The sequence below is a fragment of the Robertmurraya sp. FSL W8-0741 genome, from assembly GCF_038004005.1.
In the GTDB taxonomy this organism is placed as follows: domain Bacteria; phylum Bacillota; class Bacilli; order Bacillales; family Cytobacillaceae; genus Robertmurraya; species Robertmurraya siralis.
The window spans coordinates 1,377,143-1,402,146 of sequence record NZ_JBBOQG010000001.1 but is presented as its reverse complement, the minus strand read 5'-3'; the positions used below and the strand labels follow the sequence as shown (position 1 = coordinate 1,402,146).

Annotated in this window: 24 protein-coding genes and 1 pseudogene; 11 read left to right on the top strand and 14 right to left on the bottom strand. The window is 37.8% G+C overall.

Features of this window, described 5'->3' with window-relative positions:
* Positions 1-74 precede the first annotated feature (74 nt).
* From NST02_RS06785 to NST02_RS06770, 4 genes and pseudogenes are all read right to left on the bottom strand, one after another.
* On the bottom strand, positions 75-680 hold the full coding sequence (locus NST02_RS06785) for a sugar transferase (protein WP_340949998.1): 606 nt from the start codon (positions 678-680) through the stop codon (positions 75-77).
* Positions 681-761: 81 nt separating this feature from the next.
* Complete coding sequence (gene galE / locus NST02_RS06780; protein ID WP_340948523.1) at positions 762-1,823, bottom strand: UDP-glucose 4-epimerase GalE; 1,062 nt, start codon at positions 1,821-1,823, stop codon at positions 762-764.
* A gap of 194 nt (positions 1,824-2,017) precedes the next feature.
* Positions 2,018-2,344: pseudogene (locus NST02_RS06775) on the bottom strand (UTP--glucose-1-phosphate uridylyltransferase); the annotation flags it as partial.
* A gap of 14 nt (positions 2,345-2,358) precedes the next feature.
* A complete protein-coding gene (locus NST02_RS06770; protein ID WP_340948521.1) occupies positions 2,359-4,182 on the bottom strand; it encodes a polysaccharide biosynthesis protein in 1,824 nt (607 codons plus the stop codon).
* An 800-nt stretch (positions 4,183-4,982) separates the two neighbouring features.
* Here NST02_RS06770 and NST02_RS06765 point away from each other — a divergent pair.
* Positions 4,983-6,323, top strand: coding sequence for a sodium-dependent transporter (locus tag NST02_RS06765; protein WP_340948520.1), 1,341 nt, complete (start codon positions 4,983-4,985; stop codon positions 6,321-6,323).
* A gap of 166 nt (positions 6,324-6,489) precedes the next feature.
* Positions 6,490-6,723, top strand: coding sequence for a helix-turn-helix domain-containing protein (locus tag NST02_RS06760; RefSeq protein WP_212933593.1), 234 nt, complete (start codon positions 6,490-6,492; stop codon positions 6,721-6,723).
* 181 nt (positions 6,724-6,904) lie between these two features.
* Here NST02_RS06760 and NST02_RS06755 read toward each other — a convergent pair whose 3' ends face one another.
* Positions 6,905-7,498 carry a TetR/AcrR family transcriptional regulator gene (locus NST02_RS06755; protein ID WP_340948518.1) on the bottom strand — a complete coding sequence of 198 codons (594 nt, stop codon included), beginning with the start codon at positions 7,496-7,498 and terminating at the stop codon, positions 6,905-6,907.
* Positions 7,499-7,609: 111 nt separating this feature from the next.
* Here NST02_RS06755 and NST02_RS06750 point away from each other — a divergent pair, with 111 nt between their 5' ends.
* Positions 7,610-8,158 (top strand): hypothetical protein, encoded by a 549-nt coding sequence (locus NST02_RS06750; RefSeq protein WP_137743696.1) that lies wholly within the window; start codon positions 7,610-7,612, stop codon positions 8,156-8,158.
* A 241-nt stretch (positions 8,159-8,399) separates the two neighbouring features.
* Here NST02_RS06750 and NST02_RS06745 read toward each other — a convergent pair whose 3' ends face one another.
* Together NST02_RS06745 and NST02_RS06740 are read right to left on the bottom strand one after the other, a co-directional pair.
* Complete coding sequence (locus tag NST02_RS06745) at positions 8,400-9,569, bottom strand: aminotransferase (protein WP_095311243.1); 1,170 nt, start codon at positions 9,567-9,569, stop codon at positions 8,400-8,402.
* Complete coding sequence (locus NST02_RS06740) at positions 9,569-10,069, bottom strand: Lrp/AsnC family transcriptional regulator (protein WP_095311246.1); 501 nt, start codon at positions 10,067-10,069, stop codon at positions 9,569-9,571. Before NST02_RS06740 ends, NST02_RS06745 begins: the two co-directional genes overlap by 1 nt.
* A 311-nt stretch (positions 10,070-10,380) precedes the next feature.
* Here NST02_RS06740 and NST02_RS06735 point away from each other — a divergent pair, with 311 nt between their 5' ends.
* The gene (locus NST02_RS06735; RefSeq protein ID WP_212933595.1) at positions 10,381-11,244 is read left to right on the top strand and encodes an alpha/beta fold hydrolase; all 864 of its coding nucleotides are present in this window, start codon (positions 10,381-10,383) and stop codon (positions 11,242-11,244) included.
* A 75-nt stretch (positions 11,245-11,319) separates the two neighbouring features.
* Here NST02_RS06735 and NST02_RS06730 read toward each other — a convergent pair whose 3' ends face one another.
* On the bottom strand, positions 11,320-11,574 hold the full coding sequence (locus NST02_RS06730; RefSeq protein ID WP_211344106.1) for a DUF1871 family protein: 255 nt from the start codon (positions 11,572-11,574) through the stop codon (positions 11,320-11,322).
* Between the two features lie 128 nt (positions 11,575-11,702).
* Between NST02_RS06730 and NST02_RS06725 the strand changes: the two genes are divergently transcribed.
* The gene (locus NST02_RS06725) at positions 11,703-12,872 is read left to right on the top strand and encodes a MalY/PatB family protein (protein WP_340948516.1); all 1,170 of its coding nucleotides are present in this window, start codon (positions 11,703-11,705) and stop codon (positions 12,870-12,872) included.
* Positions 12,873-12,951: 79 nt separating this feature from the next.
* Here the strand turns inward: NST02_RS06725 and NST02_RS06720 are convergent, their stop codons facing one another.
* Entirely contained in the window at positions 12,952-13,161 is a 210-nt protein-coding gene (locus NST02_RS06720; RefSeq protein ID WP_095311255.1) for a hypothetical protein, read from the bottom strand.
* 126 nt (positions 13,162-13,287) lie between these two features.
* Positions 13,288-13,989: a peptidylprolyl isomerase gene (locus tag NST02_RS06715; RefSeq protein ID WP_095311257.1), complete on the bottom strand. Its 702-nt coding sequence runs from the start codon at positions 13,987-13,989 to the stop codon at positions 13,288-13,290.
* Positions 13,990-14,111: 122 nt separating this feature from the next.
* On the opposite strand from NST02_RS06715, the gene NST02_RS06710 reads away from it, so the two are divergent.
* Positions 14,112-14,492 (top strand): kinase-associated lipoprotein B, encoded by a 381-nt coding sequence (locus NST02_RS06710; protein ID WP_095311260.1) that lies wholly within the window; start codon positions 14,112-14,114, stop codon positions 14,490-14,492.
* 62 nt (positions 14,493-14,554) lie between these two features.
* Here NST02_RS06710 and kapD read toward each other — a convergent pair whose 3' ends face one another.
* Positions 14,555-15,175 (bottom strand): 3'-5' exonuclease KapD, encoded by a 621-nt coding sequence (gene kapD, locus NST02_RS06705; protein ID WP_137743690.1) that lies wholly within the window; start codon positions 15,173-15,175, stop codon positions 14,555-14,557.
* 307 nt (positions 15,176-15,482) lie between these two features.
* Here kapD and NST02_RS06700 point away from each other — a divergent pair, with 307 nt between their 5' ends.
* Positions 15,483-17,348, top strand: coding sequence for a transglycosylase domain-containing protein (locus NST02_RS06700; RefSeq protein ID WP_340948512.1), 1,866 nt, complete (start codon positions 15,483-15,485; stop codon positions 17,346-17,348).
* A 62-nt stretch (positions 17,349-17,410) separates the two neighbouring features.
* Here NST02_RS06700 and NST02_RS06695 read toward each other — a convergent pair whose 3' ends face one another.
* The 3 genes from NST02_RS06695 to NST02_RS06685 all read right to left on the bottom strand — a co-directional run bounded on the left by NST02_RS06695 (position 17,411) and on the right by NST02_RS06685 (position 19,865).
* Entirely contained in the window at positions 17,411-18,586 is a 1,176-nt protein-coding gene (locus NST02_RS06695; protein ID WP_095311266.1) for a TIGR04053 family radical SAM/SPASM domain-containing protein, read from the bottom strand.
* Between the two features lie 284 nt (positions 18,587-18,870).
* Positions 18,871-19,428: a DUF5366 family protein gene (locus NST02_RS06690; protein ID WP_095311269.1), complete on the bottom strand. Its 558-nt coding sequence runs from the start codon at positions 19,426-19,428 to the stop codon at positions 18,871-18,873.
* Between the two features lie 218 nt (positions 19,429-19,646).
* Entirely contained in the window at positions 19,647-19,865 is a 219-nt protein-coding gene (locus tag NST02_RS06685; RefSeq protein WP_340948509.1) for a hypothetical protein, read from the bottom strand.
* 491 nt (positions 19,866-20,356) lie between these two features.
* On the opposite strand from NST02_RS06685, the gene NST02_RS06680 reads away from it, so the two are divergent.
* The 4 genes from NST02_RS06680 to NST02_RS06665 are packed head-to-tail and all read left to right on the top strand — an operon-like array spanning position 20,357 to position 24,999.
* Positions 20,357-22,765, top strand: a complete 2,409-nt coding sequence (locus NST02_RS06680; RefSeq protein ID WP_095311275.1) for a Na+/H+ antiporter subunit A — start codon at positions 20,357-20,359, stop codon at positions 22,763-22,765.
* Positions 22,762-23,184: a Na(+)/H(+) antiporter subunit B gene (locus tag NST02_RS06675; RefSeq protein WP_095311277.1), complete on the top strand. Its 423-nt coding sequence runs from the start codon at positions 22,762-22,764 to the stop codon at positions 23,182-23,184. Before NST02_RS06680 ends, NST02_RS06675 begins: the two co-directional genes overlap by 4 nt.
* On the top strand, positions 23,184-23,525 hold the full coding sequence (locus NST02_RS06670; protein ID WP_212933598.1) for a Na(+)/H(+) antiporter subunit C: 342 nt from the start codon (positions 23,184-23,186) through the stop codon (positions 23,523-23,525). The genes NST02_RS06675 and NST02_RS06670 overlap by 1 nt, the downstream gene beginning before the upstream one ends.
* Positions 23,518-24,999: a Na+/H+ antiporter subunit D gene (locus NST02_RS06665; protein WP_212933599.1), complete on the top strand. Its 1,482-nt coding sequence runs from the start codon at positions 23,518-23,520 to the stop codon at positions 24,997-24,999. The genes NST02_RS06670 and NST02_RS06665 overlap by 8 nt, the downstream gene beginning before the upstream one ends.
* Positions 25,000-25,004 lie beyond the last annotated feature (5 nt).

Here is a 25,004-nt window from a genome sequence, read left to right as displayed (position 1 = left end):
GGAGATAAATGAATTCTTTTTCCTACCTTTGCTTTTGGCAAAGTGAATCCTCCCTTTACTTATAATTTCTTTTCTTACATTGACTTCGTTGATATTTTCTTATCAGCGCTCCCTTCGAAGTCTATTTCATCAAGGCTTACATTTTCTGTGGAAATAACTTTTAACAATGTCAGTAATAAAATGCGCATATCCAGGAAAAAGCTACGGTTTTCCACATACCAGACATCAAGTTCAAATTTTTCTTCCCAAGTGATCGCATTTCTGCCATTAACTTGGGCCCACCCTGTTATCCCCGGTTTGACCAAATGTCTTTTTGCCTGTCTCTCAGAGTACAAAGGGAGATACTCCATTAGCAATGGTCTCGGGCCAACAAGACTTACCTCACCTTTTATCACATTGAATAGCTGTGGCAGTTCATCAAGGCTATACTTTCTGAGAAACATGCCAAACGGCGTAATCCTTTGTTGATCAGGCAGTAACTGGCCATTCTGGTCATTTTCATTAGTCATTGAACGAAATTTATAGAGTTGAAACGGTTTTCCATTTAAACCGGGTCTTTGCTGCTTAAAAAGAATTGGCGTCCCTAGCTTCCATCTAATAATAAGCGAGATCACTAGCATCAGTGGAGCAGCAACGATCACTAGCGGTAAAGCTATCGATAAATCTACTATTCTTTTCATCATTTCACTTCCATTATTTCTTCTACATTTCTTTCTAGCTTTAGCAAAAGTGATATTCGCAAACTATCATGCCTTTCTTGGCTATTTTTCATAAACATATGGTAAGAAGGTCAATGGCTCCAATTCATTGAAGATTGAATACCCCCCTGGGTTATTCGACTGCCATCTCCAGGCATCTTCACACATTTCTCTTATTCCCCTCTCAGCAGACCAATGCAAATTTTGTTTAGCCTTATTCGGATCTGCATAACAGATCGCTATGTCCCCTGGTCTAGGTTCAACGACTTGATAAGGAATTTCCACTCCTGAAACCGATTGAAAAGCGAATACCAACTCGAGCACACTGAATCCCTTACCCGTTCCTAAATTGTATGCTTCAATCCCATTATCTTTAATCGTTTGCGCCAACGCCTTAAGATGCCCTTTAGCCAAATCGACGACATGTATGTAATCACGTACACCAGTCCCATCCACCGTAGGATATTGATTCCCAAAAACCTGTAAATAAGGTAATTTTCCTACTGCCACTTGTGAGATGGCCGGCATGATATTATTGGGAATACCATTCGGATCTTCACCAATTAAGCCACTTTCATGAGCTCCTATCGGATTAAAATAGCGTAAAATAGAAATGCTCCATTCTTCGTCTGAACTACATAAATCCTGTAAAATTCCCTCAATCACCATTTTCGTCCGCCCGTACGGGTTAGTTGGCTTCAGTTTGGAGTTTTCCTTAATGGGAACTGTATCTGGAGCACCGTATACTGTAGCTGATGAACTGAATACCATCTTTTTCACATGATATTTTTTCATCAAATTACAAAGGATGATCGTCCCCGTCACATTGTTCTCATAATAGCGCAGAGGAACCTTAACAGAATCTCCCACTGCTTTTAAACCGGCAAAATGGATAACAGCATCGATTTCATTCTCCATAAACACAGCTTCTACTTGATGTTGAACTGTTAAATCCGCCGTATATAGTTTAATGTTCTTGCCCGTAATCATATGAATCCTTTCAAGGGCTGCAAAATGACTATTGGCAAAGTTATCGATGACAATGACATCGTACCCTTCATTCAAAAGCTCAACACATGTATGGCTTCCTATATAGCCGGCTCCACCTGTTACAAGAATGGCCAATTGCTTTTCACCTCCAAATTAATGAATAAGAATTAAAGCGCTAGCGACGCGTTCGGAACAATTAAAGTTCGATTTAAGATAGCTGAAACTCGCTGCACACAAACGGAAATTTCCATCCCTTAAAAACAAAAAGTACTTTGCCCAGTCTAATTCCAGTTAAGAATCAACTCAGGTTCAGTACTTTTTGTTTTTACACCATTAAATCGGCAAGCGCAGTAATGGGCATCTCCTAATCCGTTCGCTCCCTTTTGTCTAATATAGTGGAGATTCGCCATATTAGAAAAGCATGTCATATTTATATTTTTTTTAGCAGTGTTTCTTCCAGTTCATGCGATTTAGCAAAATGATCCTCAGGTAGCTCGTTTTCCACGTCCTGTGACAATAATCATATCCTTTTCCTCAGCGATATATTGGCGTTGGTTTATCGACAATTGGAAGCTTCCCATTCGGCTGGAATTTTGACGCTCGCAAAAATTTCGGACCAAGCCTGCAGCTGGAATAATCATTTTTCTAAATCTCATCCTCGGCCACCTATCTATAATACTGCTAATCTTTGACTGCTATTTTCTTGCTTATTACTCAGCTCCAGCAATCGTTCCTTTAATGTAGGTTCATCTAATAGCGGATATTCATTAATGAGTTGTATAATCTCCTCAACATTGTAATTAGTTGTTTTCCCCGTATAGATCTTTGGAAATACTTGAATCTCGTTATATTCGTTTGGATTTAGTAATTCTTCATATAATTTCTCCCCAGGCCTCATTCCTGTGAATTCAATCCCTATTTCTTCCACCGAGTTTCCCGATAGCCTAATTAAGTTCATCGCCAATTCGACAATTTTCACTGGTTCTCCCATATCTAACACAAAGATTTCGCCACCATTTGCCAATGCACCAGCCTGAATAACCAACCTAGACGCTTCTGGAATCGTCATAAAATAGCGGACCATCTCTGGATGCGTTACGGTCACAGGTCCCCCTTGCTGGATTTGCCTTTTAAATAGGGGAATGACACTTCCTCTACTTCCTAAGACATTTCCAAATCGAACAGCGACAAATTTTGTCTCACTTTCCAAATTAAGGTTTTGAATAAGAATTTCTGCGAGACGCTTACTTGCCCCCATTACGCTTGTTGGATTAACAGCCTTGTCTGTTGAGATCATGACAAATTCATCAACATGGCTCCATTTTGCTGCATTCGCTACATTCAATGTTCCAATGATATTGTTCTTCACAGCTTCTTCGGGATTACTTTCCATTAATGGAACATGTTTATGTGCAGCTGCATGATAGACTACATTCGGGTGATGCTTACTCATAATCGTCAGCATTTTATCCCCGTCTTGAATATCTGCAATTTCCGCCACGAACTCTATCTCTTTATACCTATACATTTCCTTCAATTCCAGCAAAATTGTGTAAATGCTATTTTCACCATGTCCAAGTAAAATCAGCTTTTTGGGAGTGAATTTGCAAATTTGGCGGCAAATCTCGGAACCAATTGAGCCTCCAGCACCGGTGATTAAGACAATTTTCCCCTCAATAAATTCAGATATTTTTTCCGTATCTAATTGTACAGGCTCTCTTCCTAATAAATCTTCTACTTGAACATCTCTAAAATGATTGACTGATACTTTCCCAGTCATGATGTCTTCTAATTTCGGAATCGTTTGCGTCTTTTTTCCCGTATTCACACATGCCTGAACAATTTTATTAAGTTCCTTTTTTCCGAGTGAAGGGATCGCAATCACAATCGTTTCTATCGCCAAATTTTTCACTGCTTTCTCAATTATTTCCCTACCACCCAATACTGGAATTCCTAGTATATCAAGCTGGTGTTTTTTTTCATCGTCATCTATAAATGCGACTGGCTTCAACTCACAATAATGATTATTTAGCAATTGTCTGGCCACCATTGTTCCTGCAGAGCCAGCTCCAACAATAAGAGTGCGTTTTTTATCATCCACCTCCTGTTTATGAGAATTACTGATGATCCTCCAACAAAATCGTGAACCACCAATCAACAGCATATGGAGCATCCAGGTAACAACCAGCAATCGATAATCGATCGTTTGGAACATAATAAACTGTAAACAGGAAACAAATAGAAATGTATTTGTGATCGTTTTAAAGACGATCATTAATTCACCAATGCTCGCATACATCCACGCTTTTTTATAAAGTTTGTATAAATAGCTAAAGAAATGATGGCAAATAAGTAAAATACCTATACTTAGCAAAAATGTTGCCGATCTATCATTAAGATTCGAATCAACTAAATGACTTCCTATTAAAAACGCTGTGATGACAATAATAGAGTCAGTAAAGAAAAAAACCGACAATCTTTTTCGATATTCCACTCCTATACCCCTTTCTCAAAAATGGCCATGTTAAACAAATTTAACCGCTTGCATACGGAAAGAAGTTTGCAATCGGTCACATCAGCCACTTCGATCATTCACAACCAAAGAACAAAAGCGCGGGGCGCCTTCGGAACAATTAAAGTTTATTCCTGCGATGATTATTCAAAGTTGTTTCCTTCTTGCTGTTCAAACGATCAAGGGTCTGTTCTTTCCTTATCGAAGGTTGTAAAAATGCAAATACCGATTTTTGTTAGTCTTTGGCTGCTTGCAAAAAACTAGATATACTCATTAAAATGAACAAATAAAATTTATAAATTCCTAAATCAAAACAGATTGGGCATCTAACCCACCCTCACATCACACTATCGACGACTTGCGTCTAAGGTTGATCCAACCCACAGCATGATCGAGTGCCTTCATTGATATTGGCAAGAAGACATCGCCGAATCCGAAATAGTTCTTTATAAAGAACGATACAAGTAAAAAAATCGCACACGGAAAAATTAGTTATTCCCCTAAAAATACCTAATAAAATCAGCATTGGCCGATTCTTTATAACGAATAAATTCTATATAAAGAACTATAACACCTTTATAAGGAACGATACAAGTGTTTTTTGTGATTTTCTCCCATTCTTTAATAAAACTTTAACTTCCCAGAGGGAGGAGAAGGTAAAAATTCGGCAAAATAGCAAAAATCACATAATATACACGAAATGTATTTTTTTAAACTACCCTTTTTCGACAATTCATAGTAACATGGAAAAATATGAATTGATTGAAGGAGATTTGTCTAACATGAAACAGGAACAATGGACATCAAAGCTAGGATTTATTTTAGCTGCCGCTGGGTCTGCAATTGGACTAGGAGCAATTTGGAAATTCCCATATGTAGCCGGAACTAATGGAGGCGCCGTGTTTTTCCTAATTTTTATTGTTTTTACCGTATTGATTGGAACGCCCATTTTAATTGCGGAATTTGTCATCGGCAGAAGTACACAAAAAGATGCGGTCAGCTCCTATCGTCAACTTGCTCCCGGTTCGGCCTGGCAATTACTCGGATACTTAGGAGTAGTCGCTTCCATTATTTTATTATCCTTTTATAGTGTTGTTGGAGGATGGATTTTATCTTACTTATGGAGAAGTATAACGGGAGCATTTTCTGGATTATCGCCAACCGGATATGTCGACCTTTTTAACCATACAATTGGAAATACAACCGAAGTCATCATTGCCCAATTTATCTTTCTTCTCATTACAATTTGGGTCGTTCAAGGTGGCATTCAAAAAGGAATTGAAAAAGCTAATAAATATTTGATGCCAGCATTGTTCATCCTTTTTATCATTCTTGCGATCCGCTCCATCACCTTGGAAGGAGCATTGGAGGGAGTCTCTTTCTTATTAAAGCCGGACTTTAGCAGTGTTACTGGGGAGACATTTCTCCTTGCTTTAGGTCAATCCTTTTTTGCTTTAAGCGTAGGGATATCTGTTATGGTCACATATGCTTCCTACTTAGCAAAAACGGAAAATATGATGAAGTCAGCATTTTCCGTTGTCGGATTAAATATTTTGATTTCATTATTAGCCGGACTGGTTATCTTCCCAGCGGTATTTGCTCTTGGATTTGAGCCTGGTGAAGGACCAGGGCTTGTTTTCGTCGTTCTTCCAGCTGTCTTTAACAAGATCGCATATGGCGGATTAATCTTAACGATTTTCTTAATTTTATTGCTGTTCGCGACCTTAACATCTGCTTTTTCAATCCTTGAGATTGTCGTGGCAGCAAGTGTTAAAAATGAAATTGGCAAAAGAAAAAAAGCAACATGGCTTGCTGGTATTCTTATCTTTATTGTTGGCGTACCGAGTGCACTTTCTTTTGGCAGCCTAGCTGATATAAGCATTTTTAATAAAAATATTTTTGATTTCGCCGATTTTCTCGTCAGTAACATTAGCTTACCGCTTGGTGCCTTCTTTATCTCTTTATTCATCGGTTATCGCATGCCGAGACAAATGGTCAAAGAAGAGCTCAATCTCGGCACAAACGGATTAGGTACCCTCTTCGATATTTGGTACTTCACCATTCGTTACATTGTCCCTGTCGGCATCATTTTTGTCTTCTTGAATTCAATCGGAATCTTTTAAAGAATAGATGGCTGCCAACTAAATTGATAGCCATAAGCCAAAAATCAACAGAATCATATAACATAACTAATATGTAAAGAATTATTCACGAAAGAAAACAGTCGACCAACCTTTGGCATGGTACACTATAAATAGATAGAAGTGTCATGGAAAGGATGGTGAAAATATGGGTTCCATCGGTGATAACATTAAGCTATACCGGGAAAGGGCCAATATGTCCCAAGAGGAGCTCGCAGTTAAAATTCGTGTTGGGACATCCAGAATTGAAAAATATGAAACTGGGCAGCACATTCCTACAAAAGCGACACTTTTGAAAATCTCAACTGTGCTGGACGTACCAGCAGCAGAACTACTACAAAATAATGATGAAATGAATGGTACAATATTCGAGCAAGTATAATACCATTTCTTTTTTTGGCGAAGCTCTCTCACCTTCTATTAGCAGCTTGAAATAAGCATGCTTCATAATGTGATTATTGGCTCATCCTTTTTTTGCAAACTTAGGGGATGAGCTGATAATTGATTTCAACAAAAAAATCAAACAAAGAACAGGCCGAAAATTTGGTCTGTTCTCTCGTTTTTTAGACTTCATCAACACAGAGCGAATCTAAATGATAAACAAATAACTCATAGATCTTGTCTTTTCCCAACCTCTTTGGTTCCAGCAACGCATGCATAGCAGTACCGTCTAATAACGAATATAATCTTTCCATTTCAATTTCTTTATTAAGATTTTTCCGCAATATCTTCTCTTGGTCCAGATAGAGGATTAAGTTGCGAATCCCATCATAAATTCCATCCTGCTGTGACTCAAAACCTTCTTTTTTATGTCTTGCATAAGCAATAAAAGAAAACCATACTTCCATTTCCGCCATCGATTCAGTATCTGTTGGGACAATCTCAAGCAGGATTTGTAAGACTTTTTCTTTTGGAGGTAATTCTTTCAGGGCAATTTTTTTAATTCGTTTTGTAACTCTTTCAATGACAAGATTCATAGCAAATTCTAGCAACTCATCTTGAGTAGAAAAATAATGACGTAAAGCACCTAATGAGAGACCAGCCTCTTTTGCTATATTCCTAACTGTCGCCCCTTCCATTCCCTGTTCTTGAATGACTCTCCATGAGGCTTCTGCAATTTGCTTTTTTCTTAATTCGTGATCAACTATTTTTGGCATAACTCTATTGTATCAAAAAAAAATCACTTTTATAATACGATTGTATTATTTTAATGATGATGCTATACTTTGTTTTAAATAATACAAATGTATTATAAAGGAGTGACCTATTTGAGTACTGTTGGTTGGATGATCGTTTTTTGTGAGATCGCATTTTGGATTGTCATTATTCTTGGATTAGTAGCACGTTATATTTTTAAGCTAAAACGATTAGGGATGTTTTTTTTGGCTCTTACCCCACTAATTGATTTAATATTGTTGATTACAGCAGGCATTGATTTATATCGGGGTGCAGTCGCGTCCACGGCACATGGTATTGCTGCTGTTTATATTGGGGTCTCCATTGCATTTGGTAAAAGTATGATTGAATGGGCAGATCAACGCTTTCAATATTACGTAACAAAACAGGGGGAAAAACCGAAGAAACGATACGGAATCGATTATGCTAAGCATTATATAAGAGGCTGGGTCAAACATTTAATCGCCTATCTCATTGGGGCCGGCTTATTAGTAGGATTGATCTTTTGGATAGATACTCCTTCAAAAACAGAAGCGTTCAATGGGATTATCCAAATCTGGTCGATCGTTTTAGTTGTAGATCTTCTCATTGCAATTTCAAATTTTATTTGGCCTACAAAAGAAAAGGCTCCATCAGCGTAACAAACCATTTAACGAAGCTGTCCCAAAAGTATTTTGATACACACTTGGGAGAGCTTCGCCTTTTTATTCCCCCATTTAGTTTTAAACCTGAGGCGCTAAATTCAATGCTTTTGGATATATCGGCGATTATTTAAATATATCGGCGAAAATCGGATTATATCGGCGTTGTTTCAAATATATCGGCGAAACGCCAAAAACCGACAAAAAAAGAGACGCTGACATGACAGCATCTCTAAAAAATTTAAAATTGTCTCTCTAAAAAACGCTTCATTCTTTTAATGGACTCCTGCAGTTGTTCCATTGAAGACGCATAGGAACAACGTATATGCCCCTCACCGCTTTGACCAAATACATTTCCGGGAACAACAGCTACTTTTTCCTCCACTAATAATCTTTCAGCAAACTGTTCTGACGTTAGCCCTGTGCGTTCGATAGATGGAAATGCATAAAATGCTCCTCCGGGCGTATGGCATTCAAGACCAATCTCATTTAATGACTGCACAAAATAATTTCTTCTTCTTCGGTAGCTTTTTCTCATCTCGTTTACATCTTCATTGCCATGCTTTAACGCTTCAATTGCGGCAAATTGAGCCATTGTCGGTGCACACATCATCGCATATTGATGAATTTTTAGCATTGCCTCGGTCAATTCCTTTGGTGCACAAACGAAGCCTAAACGCCACCCCGTCATTGCAAATCCTTTCGAGAAACCAGAAATCAAGATCGTTCTCTCTCTCATCTCTTCAATTGCGGCAAAGCTGACAAATTTTTCATCATATGAAAGCTCAGCGTAAATCTCGTCAGAAATGATCACTAAATCATGATTCTTCGCCACGGTAGCAATTGCCTCAAGATCCTGCTCATTAAGCATAGTGCCAGTAGGATTATTAGGAGAACAAAGAATGATGGCCTTCGTCCGATGCGTGATTACTTCCTCTAACTCTGCTGGTGTAACCTTAAAATCATTTTCCTTTTTCGTCTGTACAGCAACACCTTTGCCACCGGCCAAATTGACAAGTGGGATATAGGAAACAAAGCTTGGTTCAATGACGATGACCTCATCTCCCGGATCTACCACTGCTCTCAATGCTATATCTAGCGCCTGACTGGCACCCACCGTCACAATCATTTCATTGCTTGCCGAGTACTGGAGGCCAAAGCGGTTCTCCATATAGGCAGCGATTTCTTCTCTTAATTCAAGCAAGCCTGCATTTGCTGTATACGATGTATAGCCTTGTTCGAGAGAAAGAATGGCCGCTTCTCTGACAGACCATGATGTTACAAAGTCAGGTTCTCCAACACCAAGAGAAATAACGCCTTCCATTCCCGCTGCAAGATCGAAAAAACGGCGGATTCCAGAAGGTTTTAGTTCTTCCACAGTTTTTGATAAATATGTTTTTGTTTGTTTCATTAAGGTGACACCACAATTCGTTTATCTTTTTCGCCCTGTTCAAAAATGGTGCCGTCATGCTTATATTTTTTTAAAATAAAATGAGTGGTGGTAGAAAGCACTGAATCTAATGTGGACAATTTTTGAGAAACAAAGTTTGCTACTTCATTCATCGATTTTCCTTCAACAATAACTGATAAATCATACGCTCCAGACATCAAATACAAAGCTTTTACTTCTTTAAAACGATAAATCCTTTCTGCTATTTCATCGAAGCCTACCCCACGTTTCGGAGTAACCTTGACATCGATCATCGCTGTAACACCTTCATGTCCAGATATTTTTGACCAATCAACAATAGAAGAATACTGGACGATCACATTGTTCTCCTCTAATTTCTTGATTAATGCCTCTGCTTCATTTACACTGATGTTTACCATTTTAGCGATATCAACAACTTTTGTTCGAGCATCTTGTTCAAGAATTTCTACGATCTCTAATTCTTTTTCAGTTAGCTTCATCCATGACCCACCTTTAATATCAAAATAGCTAGCAATTTACATTCGTACTCAAATTAATAAAAATTAAATACAAACGTCATAAAATAACTAAATTATAGCAAAATATCCATAAGTTGATCAATTTCAGATTGAGCAATGGGGAAAAAGGTCTGCCATATAACGTTGTTGCACGTTCGATCTATAAGGAACCTTGAACAAACTGACCTAGTTTTCCCATAAAATGAGCAAAAATCATCAGCGTTATTTTGATATTTAAGCACTATTGCAGCAGAATGGAAGCACGACCTTTAAATTGGAAGGAGGAAGTTTCATTGGAGAGCCCTCATTATAAAGGTCATCAGCAAATTAATGGAAATGACCTCTACTATGAATACTATAAAAACGAAGCCTCAACGATTACGCTTGTTTTAATACATGGATTCTTATCTTCCTCTTTTAGCTTCCGCCGATTAATTCCATTGCTAAAAGAAGAGTATAATGTCGTTTCTGTCGATCTTCCTCCCTTTGGAAATAGTGGAAAATCAACACAATTTATTTATTCATATGAGAATATGGCTAAATCGATCATTGAACTTACACAAAAATTGGGAGTAAAAGAATTTGTCGTTATCGGTCATTCCATGGGTGGCCAAATTTCTTTAAACATTGCCTATTTGCAGCCTGATCTCGTCAAAAGAGCGGTACTGCTCTGCAGTTCAGGATATTTAGAACGTTCAAAGCAATCCTTAATTTTAGCAAGTTATTTGCCATTCTTTCATTTAATTGTCAAAAGACATTTAGCCCGCTCTGGCGTATTGAAGAATCTCCAAAATGTCGTCTACAATCAATCTTTAATTGATGAAGAAATGTTCCATGGGTATATGCGGCCATTTTTAGAGGATGATATTTTTAAAGGGCTGACGCGGTTAATTCGTCATCGGGAAGGTGATCTCCCCAAGGAAAAACTCCATCAAATTAATACTCCATGCTTATTAATTTGGGGTGAGCAGGACAAAGTCGTCCCGCTTCAGATCGGTAAACGACTTCATCACGATTTAAAGCATTCTAATTTAATTGTATTCGAGGAAACTGGTCACTTAGTTCCTGAAGAACGGCCAGAAGAAGTTTTTCTACATATCAGGAATTTTATTGTGAATGATGAAGATGCAACGATTAAAGCAAATGAACTTCACTGACCTTTGTTGAACTTTTTGCTCAGGGGGAAATTCCCACAAACAAGGGCTGGTTTAGAGGTGTCGATTGAGACACCTCTAAATGGAACAAGCTCCCTCATTCTTAATAGTAAGCAAGGCTCGAGCGATTTTTTGACATTGTTCGAGCGGAATTAGCTCCTCAAAGGAAAACTCATAAATTGCTTGGATTTTTTCAGCAAGCATCTCTTCATCATTAAGAGCATGAACCGCGGCAATCGAATCGGCAATTTCCGGATCATATGACTCTTCACCATAACCAAATGGATCCCAATCCTTCAAAATTTTAACGAGCTTTATGTTTGTTTCTATCATTTCCAATTCAATCACCTAAAATAATTTGTATTTGTTTTAAAGAGACAATCTCAATTAGTTTCTATTTTACGGTTAATATTCTATCATAAGGATAATGAACTTAATATTTATTGAAACGGGGTGCCGCAATGGGAATTTATGACTTTCATAAGAAAATTGATCGCCTTAACACAGCCTCTGTTAAATGGGGAATGAATCGAGTTGTTTTCGGAACAGAAGAAGTTCTACCAATGTGGGTAGCTGATATGGACTTTGAACCACCGCTTGAGGTCACCGAGGCCTTAAAAAATAGAATAGACCATGGAATTTATGGCTATACCTATGTTCCTGACAGCGTCTCACAAACTATTCAAGCATGGGTAAAAAAACGTCATGATTGGGAAATTGACCATTCAGCGATTCTTTATAGCCCAGGCGTTGTTCCATCGATCGGAATGGCTATTCAAGCACTTACGAACCATGGCGATAAAGTTATGCTTCAATCTCCGGTCTATACACCTTTTTTCAATATGATTGAAAAAAATGAACGAATTGTCGTCAATTCTCCTTTGAAATGGAAAAACAATCGCTATGAAATTGATTTTGCCGATTTTGAGGAAAAGCTCAAGGAAGGTGTAAAGCTGTTTCTGCTTTGTAATCCCCATAATCCGAGTGGACGCGCATGGAATAGGGATGAATTAACAAGAATAGCAGAGCTTTGCATTCAATATAACTGTTATATTTTATCCGATGAAATCCATTCTGATCTTATGTTCAAACCGAATAGACATCTACCAATTGCCTCATTAGATGAGAGGTACAAAGAGCAGATTATTACTTGTATTGCACCAAGCAAAACGTTTAATTTAGCCGGTTTGCAAGCTTCGGCTGCAATTATTCCAAACAAAGAAATCCGCAGCCTCTTTAAAGATGTGCAAAATAAGCTTGGATTTTTCAGTTTAAATACTTTTGGGATTATCGCAATGGAGGCTGCTTATAAATATGGTGATGTTTGGTTAGAGGAGCTTCTAGTATATTTGCAGAAAAACGTAGCAACAGCAACGAGCTTCATTGAGAACGAATTACCAAATCTTACTGTGATGCAGCCTGATGGAACTTACCTACTTTGGATCGATTGTCGCAAGCTTAGTCTGTCAGACGAAGAACTGAAAGAACGCCTCATCAAAAAAGGAAAACTCGGACTTGAGCCTGGACCAAAATATGGACATGGCGGAGAAGGCTTCGTGCGAATGAACATAGCTTGTACACACGACACCCTAGTTGAAGGACTGAAACGTTTGAAAACTGCCTTCACTTAAATTGAGATAAAAGCTCTCAATATAAAGCACCATAAAAGGAAGCTGCTCCTCAATGCTGAGGTTGGCTTCCTTTTATCCCTCATTCTTTCTTTTCTTCTTGCGAATACTGAAGCATCTTCTCCTCAAGAGCTTTCGTTTTTTCCTCTTCTTGTTTCGACTTTTTCATGATAAACCGCATTGTCAGTATAGCAGCAATAAGAAAAATGACAGATGTGATCGCCGCCGGGATATACTCTGTTTTATCCTCAGGAAAATATAAAAAGAGCGATAAAATCGTCCAGTCAAACATGACATTCTTCCTCTCTGATCCAGTTTTTCAACCATCCTCTTCCATTCAAATATTATAGCAGTTCGGTTCCGGCCACACCATTATTTCAGCTTAATTCACAATAAGTTGCCTTTAAGTGCTGTTCCACTATTGTAAAACGGTTATTTTCTTAATTAAGACGTCCTCATTAGGTTTCCCTTGAGAGTCAACAGGTACAGATGCTATTTTATCAACCACATCCATTCCTTCAATTACCTGTCCAAACACAGTATGTGCCTGATCTAACCAAGGTGTGCCCCCATTTGCCTTATACGCTTCTATTATTTTCTGTGGATAGTTTGCTTTTTCCAAATCTTTTACTTGATTCTCATCAACATGTTTGCGTTGAACAATGAAAAACTGACTTGAATTCGTATTTTTCACCCCCATATTGGCCATCGATAACGCACCGCGCAAGTTATAAAGCTGCGGTGATATTTCATCTTCAAAAAACTCACCATAAATACTTTCACCACCTGCGCCTGTACCAAGCGGATCTCCACCTTGAATCATAAAATCATTCAAAATGCGATGAAAAGTAAGGCCATCGTAATAGCCATTTTCGCTATGAGTGATAAAGTTCTCTACTGTTTTTGGCGCCTGTTCCGGGAACAACTTGATTTTAATTATCCCCATAGATGTTTCCAGCTCCACAAGACGCTCTCCAGGAAGAACCTCTGTTGTCAACTGTGGAAAAGTTTCATTTTCTTTCTCAACACCTTCATCTTGCCCGCTTTTTAATAAATAAAAATAAGTTCCAAACAAGAGAACGGCTACTAGAACAATAACTAGATAATGCCCTTTCTTCATTGAATTCCCTCCATACAAAATATCTATCTATTGATGCTTTTAGCACAAATATTGTGATATTGACTTCATTCCGTCATAATTATGATAAATCATTGTTAAACCATTTGGAAAGGAGCAAGTATATGACTGAACTCAAAATTGGCGATTCCGTGACAGCCTTTTATAAAACAGGGAAGTATATTGGAGAAATCACCGATATTCGTGGGGATAAATATTTAGTGAGGGTATTAGCAGTAGCTAAGCACCCAATGCAGGGAGATATCCATTCAGGCAAGGAGATAGACGTGCCGTTATTCCATGAACGGCGTGCGCTTGCCTATAGGGAGCAAGCCAATATACCTATAAAAATGGTCAAACCTTATGCTGGAGAAATACCAGAATATGTTACGTCTTTAAAAGAAGCGGTCATGAAGATGAAGGAGGAATTAAAAGCTGAAGATTCTTTATGGGCTCAAAAGAGTATTAAAAATCTTGAAGCTCTTGAAAAGGACTATTTCAAATAAACTTCTCATCTTATAGGGAGCAAATGTTTATAAGCCAAATCTTTTATAAGTGATTTGGCTTATTATGCGAGATTATTAAAAAGTTTTGAGAAATCAACTCTGTCACCAATTGTTGTTGGTTCATGCTTCTTTAAGTACCTCTTGTCCTTTTCAACTAATTTAAAAATATGATAGGTTGTAAGAGCGTCATCCAAAGCTCTATGATGCTTTCCAACCCCTTCTTTTCCGTATTCCTCAACTGCCTTCCACAATCCTGTTTGATTTTGATCGCCGAAGAAGCGTTTATATTCCATCGATAAATCAATTTCTTGTCCCTTCAATGGAAATGAATAGCTCCCTTTTTGACAACTATTGCGAAAAACTTTCATGTCCATATTTCCCCAGGTAACAATCGTATTTTTTTTAATATCAGCGGTAATGTCTTCAAATTTCTTCACTAATTCTGCAAACGGAATTCCTGCGTCGACTTGTTCTTGCGAAATACCTAAAAAGGACTTGCACCGTTCAGATAAAATTGGAAATCGCTCTGGTAAAACATAGGAAGAATACTCTTCATATACTTGGTTGCCTCGAACAGCTACAATTCCCACCTCGATAATTTCCGGATAAAATCCCTTATATTTTACACTGCGCTCAGGCATTGTAAATTCAAAATCAATAAACAAATATTGATGATCGACCACATATTTCCCCTCCCTTTCGCATATGATTATCTTTTTATTATAGCATTTTTCGAATCTAGTTTTTTAACTTTTCTGTAAAAAGGAGACTCTTTTCGATAACATTTTTATTATCCCTATCTTCATATAATGATCTTATTCTGTGCGATAACGAATTAGGCTAAAGTTTTAAAACATCTCTTTACATCTTTTCTACAGAAGCTTGTTCTTAGATTGTACATTCGATAAAGATGACATATAATGATGTAAGTCCTAGAATTTGGAACTTGAATTTAAAGAATCCGAAGTTTTTGAAAAGGAATGGATTAACATGGTGCGAATGTTCACCGGCTATTTTTTCATAATATTGCTCTTGCCTTTTTTTATTTTCCTTATCATGCTTGTTACCACTGAGGCAGGGCAAGTTCAAAGCTTCCATCGCATATTAGATGAACGAATCAATATTGCCGAGACCAAATTAACGCAAACTAGCTATATTAAAGATCGCAATAATGACATCGTTTCAGAAATCTATAAGCCGATGAACCGTATTTACATAAGCTCTGAACGCATACCCGAATTCACCAAAAATTTATTTATTCTGTCGGAAGATCAACATTTTTACGAACATCCTGGCTTTGATTTAACGGCAATGGGAAGAGCGTTGGCTGTCAATATATCAGCCAATGAGATTGAAGAAGGTGCAAGTACGATTACACAGCAACTTGCACGGAATTTATACTTAAATTATGAGCAATCTTATAATCGCAAGCTGAGTGAGGTTTTATATGCCTATCAACTTGAACGCACTTATACGAAAGAAGCCATTTTAGAGCTTTATTTAAATACTGTCTATTTTCAAAATGGTGCTTATGGCATTGAAGCTGCTGCCAATACATATTTTCAAAAAAAGACGGAAGAGTTAACTGCTGCAGAGCAAGCCTTTTTAGCTTCCATCCCAAACAATCCATCATTCTACAATCCTATTAAATATTTCGATCGTACAAAAGCTCGACAAGAACGATTAATAGATTTGATGGAACGAGAAGGAGTAATCAACAACGAAGAAGCGGTTGCGATGAAAGCAGAAACGATCGAGATACATTTGCGAAACAGAACAGATGAATACCCCGATTATATAACTTATGTAGAAGCTGAATTAAAAGAACTGATCTCAACTACAGAAGGCTTTCAAAGTAAAATCGAACGAGCTAACCCCAGCCAACAAGAGAATCTAAAGCGTGATTTAAAGTTAAGAATGGAGGAAGTGCTTTCCTCAGGAGTGATAATTGAGACTGCATTGGATCCGGCTGTCCAGAAAAGAGCTGTCCAAGCTGTTAAAAACAATCTCCCTTATAAGGATATTGAAGGCTCTGCCACCGTTATTGATCACCAAGCACATGAAGTCATTGCCCTTGTTGGCGGAAAAAATTATCAAAAATACGATTTTAACCGGGCATTCCAAGCTTATCGGCAACCAGGCTCAGCAATTAAGCCGCTTCTAGTATACGCACCTTATATCAATCAAACGAACGCTTCACTTGATGAAAAAATCAGTGCCGACGATTTTTGCGTAAAGGGTTATTGCCCGAAAAATTATGGCGGTGGAACATATGGAAAGGTTTCATTAGAACAGGCACTTATGCGCTCTTACAATACACCAGCAGTACGGATTTTGAATAAAACCGGTATTGAAAATGCCTTTAATGACTTGAATAAATTTCAATTTAAACGGATTACAGATGAAGATTATCGCTTGCCGTCAGCGATTGGCGGATTTACTTATGGAATGACTCCCTTAGAATTAACAAATGCCTATACTGTCTTTGCGACGGAAGGTTTTTTTCAACCAGCGAGAGCAATCCGACAGGTTACAGATTTAAATGGGAACGTCCTCTATCACTGGGAAGACACACCCGTTCAAGTCTGGAATCTTACAACAATAGCGAAAATGCGCACAGCCTTAAATAAGGTTGTCACATCAGGTACGGGAAAAAAAGCAAATTTCCAAAGTTCATATATTGGAGGAAAGACAGGTACAACCAATGATTATTATGACTTTTGGTTCATTGGATTAACCGATACAACAACGGCTGGTGTCTGGATTGGGAAGGATACTCCCTCCGATATCAAATATGTAGAAGCGACGGCACCTCATCAACGCATTTGGAAGGACATCGTTTCTAGAATAAAGTAAAAGGAAGAGGTCACACCAATATGTTTTGGCAAGACCTCTTCCTTTTTACTATAATCCACTTATTATGCTTCCATTCTTTTCTTTTTATCTCTCATCGTCATTGGGACATACACACAATATGGCTCACTCTCGAGATAATCACCCGTAACTGCATAGGTTCTAGAACGCGATCCCCCGCAAACAAAGCGATACTCACAAACTCCACACTTTCCTTTATATAAATCAGGATTGCGAAGCTCCTGTAGTACCGGAGATTCTCGATAAATTTCCTTTAATGGTTTCTCTCTCACATTCCCAACTTTTATGGGAAGAAGCCCACTTGGAAGGACATCTCCTACATGAGAGATAAAGATAAATCCATTGCCATCATTTACACCTTTTGGTGCCCGCTTTAAGCCATCAATTACAGAAGCATGGTCAGTTGTAATCGTATCTTCATAACGAATATCCGCCCCATCTATTTTATGCTCTCTTGCCTTTTGCTGCAGTACCACTCTTCGATAATGCTGGGCTGCAGTTGTTTTTATATCAAACGGTGCCGTTTTACTTAGCTCATATAACCATTTAAACACTTTCTCATGCTCGGCAGGAGTGATACATGCATCCTCTTGACCTCTTCCAGTAGGAACTAGCAGAAAAATATACCACATAATCGCTTTAAGTTCCTTTACTAACTCGACCATTTGTTCTAAGTGTTCATAATTATAACGGGAAATAACTGTATTAATTTGCAGCGGCATATTCAGCTCATTCAAGTACTTGATTTTTTCCAAAGTTAAGTCAAAAGAGCCTGGGGTTCCTCTAAAATGGTCGTGGATTTCTGGAGTAGGACCATCTAAACTGAATCCCCATCTTGAAAGTCCGACGTTTTTCGCTCTTTCCATCTTTTCCTTCGTTACATTTGCTGTGGCACTCGGAGTCATGGAAACTCGCATTCCTTTTTTTACGGCATAGTCTGCTAATTCAAAAAGATCCTCTCTCATCATACAGTCTCCACCAGTAAATACAAGCATCGGATTGTTCATTTCATAAATTTGATCAATGAGCTTAATCCCTTCTTCATGGGTAAGTTCATTTGGATGCGGTTTCGTTTGTGCATCTGCGCGGCAATGTACACATTTTAGCTGACAGGCTCTTGTAACCTCCCAGATTGCAATAAATGGATTCTCATTATAATCTATCATTTTCCCCATACCATGGGGATGCCCTTTCCCGTGTGGGTGTCCTGTTCCATGCATGCTATTCACCTGATTCCTAATGTATTTTATACTTTGTATTTAATTATAAAGATTATAAATAGGACCAAGCAGTTACTTTTGTCACACCTAGGAAATCGCATAACGTGAAATACACCAAACCGTAACTTTTTTGTCATAAGCTTTGTTAAACAATATTGTTGATTAAACGATTTTTGGCTCATTTCGCGTGAAACTAAGGTTTCACACGAAATGAGCCAAAAATCAACACAAGCATATTACAAATCCTGGTCATTAAAAAGATGCCCTTATTTACGGGCATCCGCTCAAATTGGCAAGCTAGCCATAATACTGTTATAAACCTTCAAGGCGATGTAGCAAACACCAATCACCATGGAAGACCAGACGATTACTTGAAATAAGATAACTCCTACTGTACCAATAAAAGACATGGATGAACTGATTTTGAAGACAAAGTACACGAAGTAAGTAATCGTTGCCCCTAGAAAAATCGCGGCAATTCCGATGAAGCTATACAAGCTTAATAACGATAACGCCCCCCCTATAAAGTAGATGCTTGAGCCACTTCGAATCTGTTTTAAGCTGTCACCCTCTGATTCTTTAGAGAAAAAAAGCAAAGACAGTTCATTAATCGTATTGGCAATTAATTTAAGTGCTGCAAACACCATAAAAAACAGAACAAGCAATAGTACAATTAAAGCCAATTGAATTCCGCCATCTGAAAAGAATTCCTTCATTCCTTCATATATTCCAGCATTTTTTAACAGTTCAATGACTGTCATCTCAACACGAATAGATAGCGATAGACTAAATAAAAGAATGGCAAGTAACGGAAAATAACTAGTAAAATATGTATTTTTCATTATATTTCTCCAAAAATTGCTTTTTATAACTGCCTCTATAGTATAGTTCGATCCGTCTCCTCTCATCAACTAGAGAATGAACTTTAAGGTTAAAATGATCTAATTCCATGAATAGATTGGAACCAAACGAAATCAATATAAAGTGGCAACGCAACTAAAGCTCAAGAGCCGTAACTCTGAGCTTGCTGATGTTAGTTATTTATCCGCACATGTCATTTTCACAGCTTTTCGATACGAACGTATTCTCTTGCTTTAAATACCTCGTATTTTCTTGGCATACTAGCTGGGTTGGAAATGGGCATAATTTCAACCACTTCATCGTCACCATCAGCCAATCCTGGGTTGAAAAATTCCCGGGCATTTTGATGATCCCATAACCAAGCTAAGGAAAACATAAAGAAAAATATTGAAATGGATGCGATAATTTTCCTTTTCATGACACACCCCCATCAATGAGTAGTGTGCAGAAAAAAACAAAATTTTATACATACACATGAACATGCTCGCTTAAAAACAAGAACAAAATTTGTCCAAAACAAAAAATTTTTCTCTATAATTTACGCATTTCTACCTATTTATAATATTTAAAGCGTCCCTTTAGCCACATGCTTTAAAGGCATGCAACTGTATACTTTTTCATGTATAATTTAATTTATGTGATGAAAAGCAACGAGATTCATTCGATTTTATGAGAGAAGTCACCGCTACTTGAGAAGCCTTTCTTAAATACGTTTTATCATGAAATACAAAGAGAATAGAATTCTGCATATATCAATGGGGAAACATTAGACTAATTTTATTGCGTCTTTAATTTAAAATGAACAGTTAAAGCGTTCATTTTTTTAATGGAGATTACCTCATTTACAATTTTAAAACCGATTTATTTGCCACTTCTTGAAGTGGATATGATTTTTAAGGGGGGTTCGTTTTGTCATTATTGCATTTAGCCATTGTTGCACCACTAATCTTCGCCATTTTGGTTCCATTTTTCTATAAAAGCTTCCGTCGAATACATACCGGATGGTTTGTCTTGCCATTACCTATTCTCTTATTTATTTACTTCTTTTCCTTTATTTCCACTACTAAGAGTAAAGAAGTAGTTATGAAAACCTTGGATTGGATCCCAACACTCGGAATCAATTTCACAGCTAAGGTAGATGGTCTCGGGCTGTTATTTGCCTTATTAATTACAGGCATTGGCGCTCTTGTAGTGCTCTATTCTATTTATTATTTGTCAAAGGGAAAAGAAAAGCTGCACAATTTCTATGTCTATTTACTACTCTTTATGGGTGCTATGCTCGGGGTAGTTTTATCGGATAATTTGATTGTTATGTATGCTTTTTGGGAATTAACAAGCTTTTCCTCCTTCTTATTAATTGGATATTGGTATCATCGCGAAAAGTCCCGTTATGGCGCACAAAAATCAATGCTTATTACCGTTTTTGGCGGCCTGTCCATGCTTGGTGGTATCATCCTGCTATACCTCATGACGGGAAGCTTTAGCATTTCAGAAATCATTACACAAGCGGATGTCATTGTAACAAGCCCATTATTTATACCTGCTCTAATTTGTATATTGCTTGGAGCATTTACAAAATCCGCTCAATTCCCTTTCCATATTTGGCTACCAGACGCAATGGAAGCACCAACTCCTGTCAGTGCTTATTTGCACTCGGCAACGATGGTGAAAGCAGGGATCTATTTAGTAGCAAGATTAACTCCTGTATTTGCCGTTGACGGTTTATGGTTATGGTTAGTTGCGAGCTTTGGGATCTTCACATTATTCTGGGGTTCTTTCTCAGCAGTAAAGCAAACGGACCTGAAAAGTATACTTGCCTTTTCTACCGTAAGTCAGCTAGGTTTAATTATGTCTCTGCTTGGTGTTGGAGCAGCATCCCTTCATTATGTTGGATTGGATGATAATCTTTATGTTGTTGCTACAACGGCTGCCATCTTTCATTTGATTAACCATGCAACCTTCAAAGGAAGCTTGTTCATGGTTGTTGGAATTGTTGACCATGAAACAGGCACAAGAGATATACGCAAACTTGGTGGATTGCTTCATTTTATGCCGATCACTTTTACCTTGGCGATGATCGGGGCATTTTCCATGGCTGGACTACCACCGTTTAACGGATTCCTAAGTAAAGAAATGTTCTTTACAGGCATGCTTCGTGTCCTTGAAATGGATTTCTTTAGTTTTGATTCCTTTGCGATTCTGTTCCCAATTCTCGCTTGGGTAGCAAGTGTATTTACATTTATCTATAGTATGATTCTTGTTTTCAAAACCTTTACAGGTAAATATCAACCAGAAAAGTTGGAGAAGAAACCGCATGAAGCACCTTTAGGTATGCTGATTTCACCAATCATCCTTGCTTCTTTAGTGATTATTATTTTCTTCTTTCCAAATTCTTTGTTATCCGACAATCTTATTTCGCCGGCGCTTTCTTCCATCCTCCCTAGCCTAGTAACAGACGAGGAAGGATTTATGGTTCATATTTATCAATGGCATGGATTTAACCCTGAACTATTTATGACATTGGGAGTTATTGCTGTTGGAGTACTTCTTTATTTAACACTTCCAAAGTGGAGAAGAGTATATGATCTATTCCCTGAAAATCTTACGCTAAATCGTTTTTATGATGGGGCAGTCAACAGAGCCCAAACAGGTTCTTTTAAATTCACAAAATCATTTATGAATGGTTCCATCCGTTCTTACTTAGTCTATATTTTCACATTCTTTATCGTGATTTTAGCAACAGCACTTTTTTATAAAAATGCCTTTAAAGTGGACACGACCAACCTTGCCTCCATTGGCGTTTACGAAGTGTTGCTTGCCCTTCTCATCATGATTGGCGCAGTTAGCATCTTGTTTGCGAAAACAAGATTGTCACAAATTATTTTACTTGGTTCCGTAGGTTATACGGTTTCACTCTTTTACGTTCTATTTAGAGCACCTGACTTGGCCCTGACACAACTAGTGATCGAAAGTGTTTCAGTAGCTTTATTTTTAGTTTGTTTCTATCATTTACCGAAGTTACGTCGGGAAGAAACGCGCATCCGATTTAAGCTCACAAATGCTATTATATCTGTCGGAGTGGGGGCAATTGTGACATTAATTGCTCTATCAGCGCACAGCAATAAATTTTTCTCTTCGATTTCACAGTATTATATCGAAAATACGTACGAAAAAGCTGCGGGTAAAAATATGGTCAACGTCATACTAGTAGACTTCCGTGGATTCGATACCCTTTTTGAAATAACCGTTCTCGCAATTGCATCACTAGGAATATACGGTATGATTAAATTACGACTTGCTAGGAGGGAAGAGGATTGAGATCAAATAATATCATTCTGGAAACAGCGATTAAAGTGATTCTCTTTATCATTGTCCTCTTCTCTGTCTATATATTCTTTGCAGGACATTATTATCCTGGTGGGGGATTTATCGGTGGTTTAATGACTGCCGGAGCACTCGTTCTCCTGCTAATCGCCTACGACATCAAAACTGTTTCAATGATTTTACCGTTTAACTACCGAATCATGACAGGAATTGGCTTGTTATTTGCCATTGGAACGAGTGCCGGAGCGATATTTTTTAATGTCCCATTTTTAACTCATGCATTTGGCCACATTGATTTACCAATACTTGGGGAAATTTCCCTTCACACTGCAACGATCTTTGACCTAGGAGTCTATTTAGTAGTTGTTGGGGTTTCAATGACCATTATTCAAACGATAGGAGAGGATGAATAGTGGAAATATTAATGTCCATAGTCGTTGGCGTATTATTTATGACAGCGACATACTTGATGCTTTCAAAAAGTTTATTACGAATTATCGTGGGAACTGGTCTTCTCAGCCACGGTGCTCATTTACTTATTTTAACAATGGGTGGTTTAAAAAGAGGTGCTGCTCCTTTATTAGGAGAAAATGCTGATAGCTACACTGACCCTTTGCCTCAGGCACTAATCTTAACGGCGATTGTTATTAGCTTCGGGGTTACAGCCTTTTTCTTAGTTTTAGCATATAGGGCATATAAAGAGCTAGGAACAGATAACATTGAACAAATGAGAGGAACAGAAAGCAATGAATAATTTAATCATATTGCCCATATTAATCCCGTTTCTTGCTGCAGCGATCTTGATTTTTTTACCAAAAAAAATCATGGCGCAAAGATGGATTTCTGCCCTAGGATCTGTTGCCACCATCGTCGTTGCTTTATTTTTAGTACAAAAAGTACACACAAATGGGATTCAGTCTCTTAATATTTCGAGTTGGGAAGCTCCTTTCGGAATTACTCTTGTTTCCGATATGTTCTCAGCTTTACTCATATTAACAACAAGCATTGTTTCCTTTACCTGTCTCATTTATTCATTCAAATCGATTGGAAAAGAACGTGAAAATCATTATTACTATCCGGTTTTCAATTTCTTAATCGTTGGTGTGAACGGTGCCTTTTCAACAGGTGATATTTTCAACCTATTTGTATTTTTTGAAGTGATGCTTATGTCCTCCTACGTGCTATTAGTTCTTGGTGGAACAAAAATTCAATTAAGAGAATCAATTAAATATTTGCTTGTTAATGTTATCTCATCGGCTCTTTTTGTTATTACGGTCGCCTATTTATATTCGATTGTAGGAACGTTAAATATGGCACATATTTCCGCAAGAGTATCGGAAATCGGACAACCTGCCATTTTATCCGTTATTGCGGTCTTATTCTTAATCGTATTTGGATTAAAAGGGGCTATTTTTCCGCTATATTTCTGGATGCCAGGTTCTTATAATGCCCCTCCTATACCTGTATTAGCTTTATTCGGTGCATTACTAACAAAAGTCGGGGTTTACTCCATTACAAGAACGTATACCTTATTTTTCTATCACGATGCAGGCTTTACCCATGTACTTTTACAAGTATTAGCCATTCTAACCATCATTATTGGGGTTATCGGAGCCATAGCCTATTGGGATGTAAAAAAAATTATCATCTATAACATCATTGTCGCAGTTGGTGTCATTTTATTTGGTATTTCCGTTATGAACATCGATGCCTTTACTGGTTCAATTTATTATTTAATTCACGACATGATTATTAAAGCAGCTTTATTCCTCCTTGTAGGAATTGCCATTGCCATTACTGGGACAAGTAATCTCCGAAATATGAGTGGTTTAATGAAACGATATCCCGGTCTAGGCTGGACTTACTTTATAGCGGCACTTGCTCTTGCCGGAATTCCACCTTTAAGCGGATTTATTGGAAAAGTACTGATTGTACAAGGTGGATTTGCAGGAGAAAGTTATTTAGGTGCAGCCGTTGTCTTAATCTCAAGCTTGCTCGTCTTGTTTTCAGTAATGAAAATTTTTATAAATGGTTTTTGGGGCGATAACCAAAACTATGCGAATGAAGATAAAGCACCTGTTAAATGGTTATTAATTTCTCCAGTCATACTGGTAATACTTTCAGCAGTGTACGGTATTGGTACTGAAGCCATTTTACCGTATATTTCTCAGGCAGCAGAGACTTTAGCAGATCCAAGTCTATATATTGATGCTGTCTTAAAGGAGTGATGGGA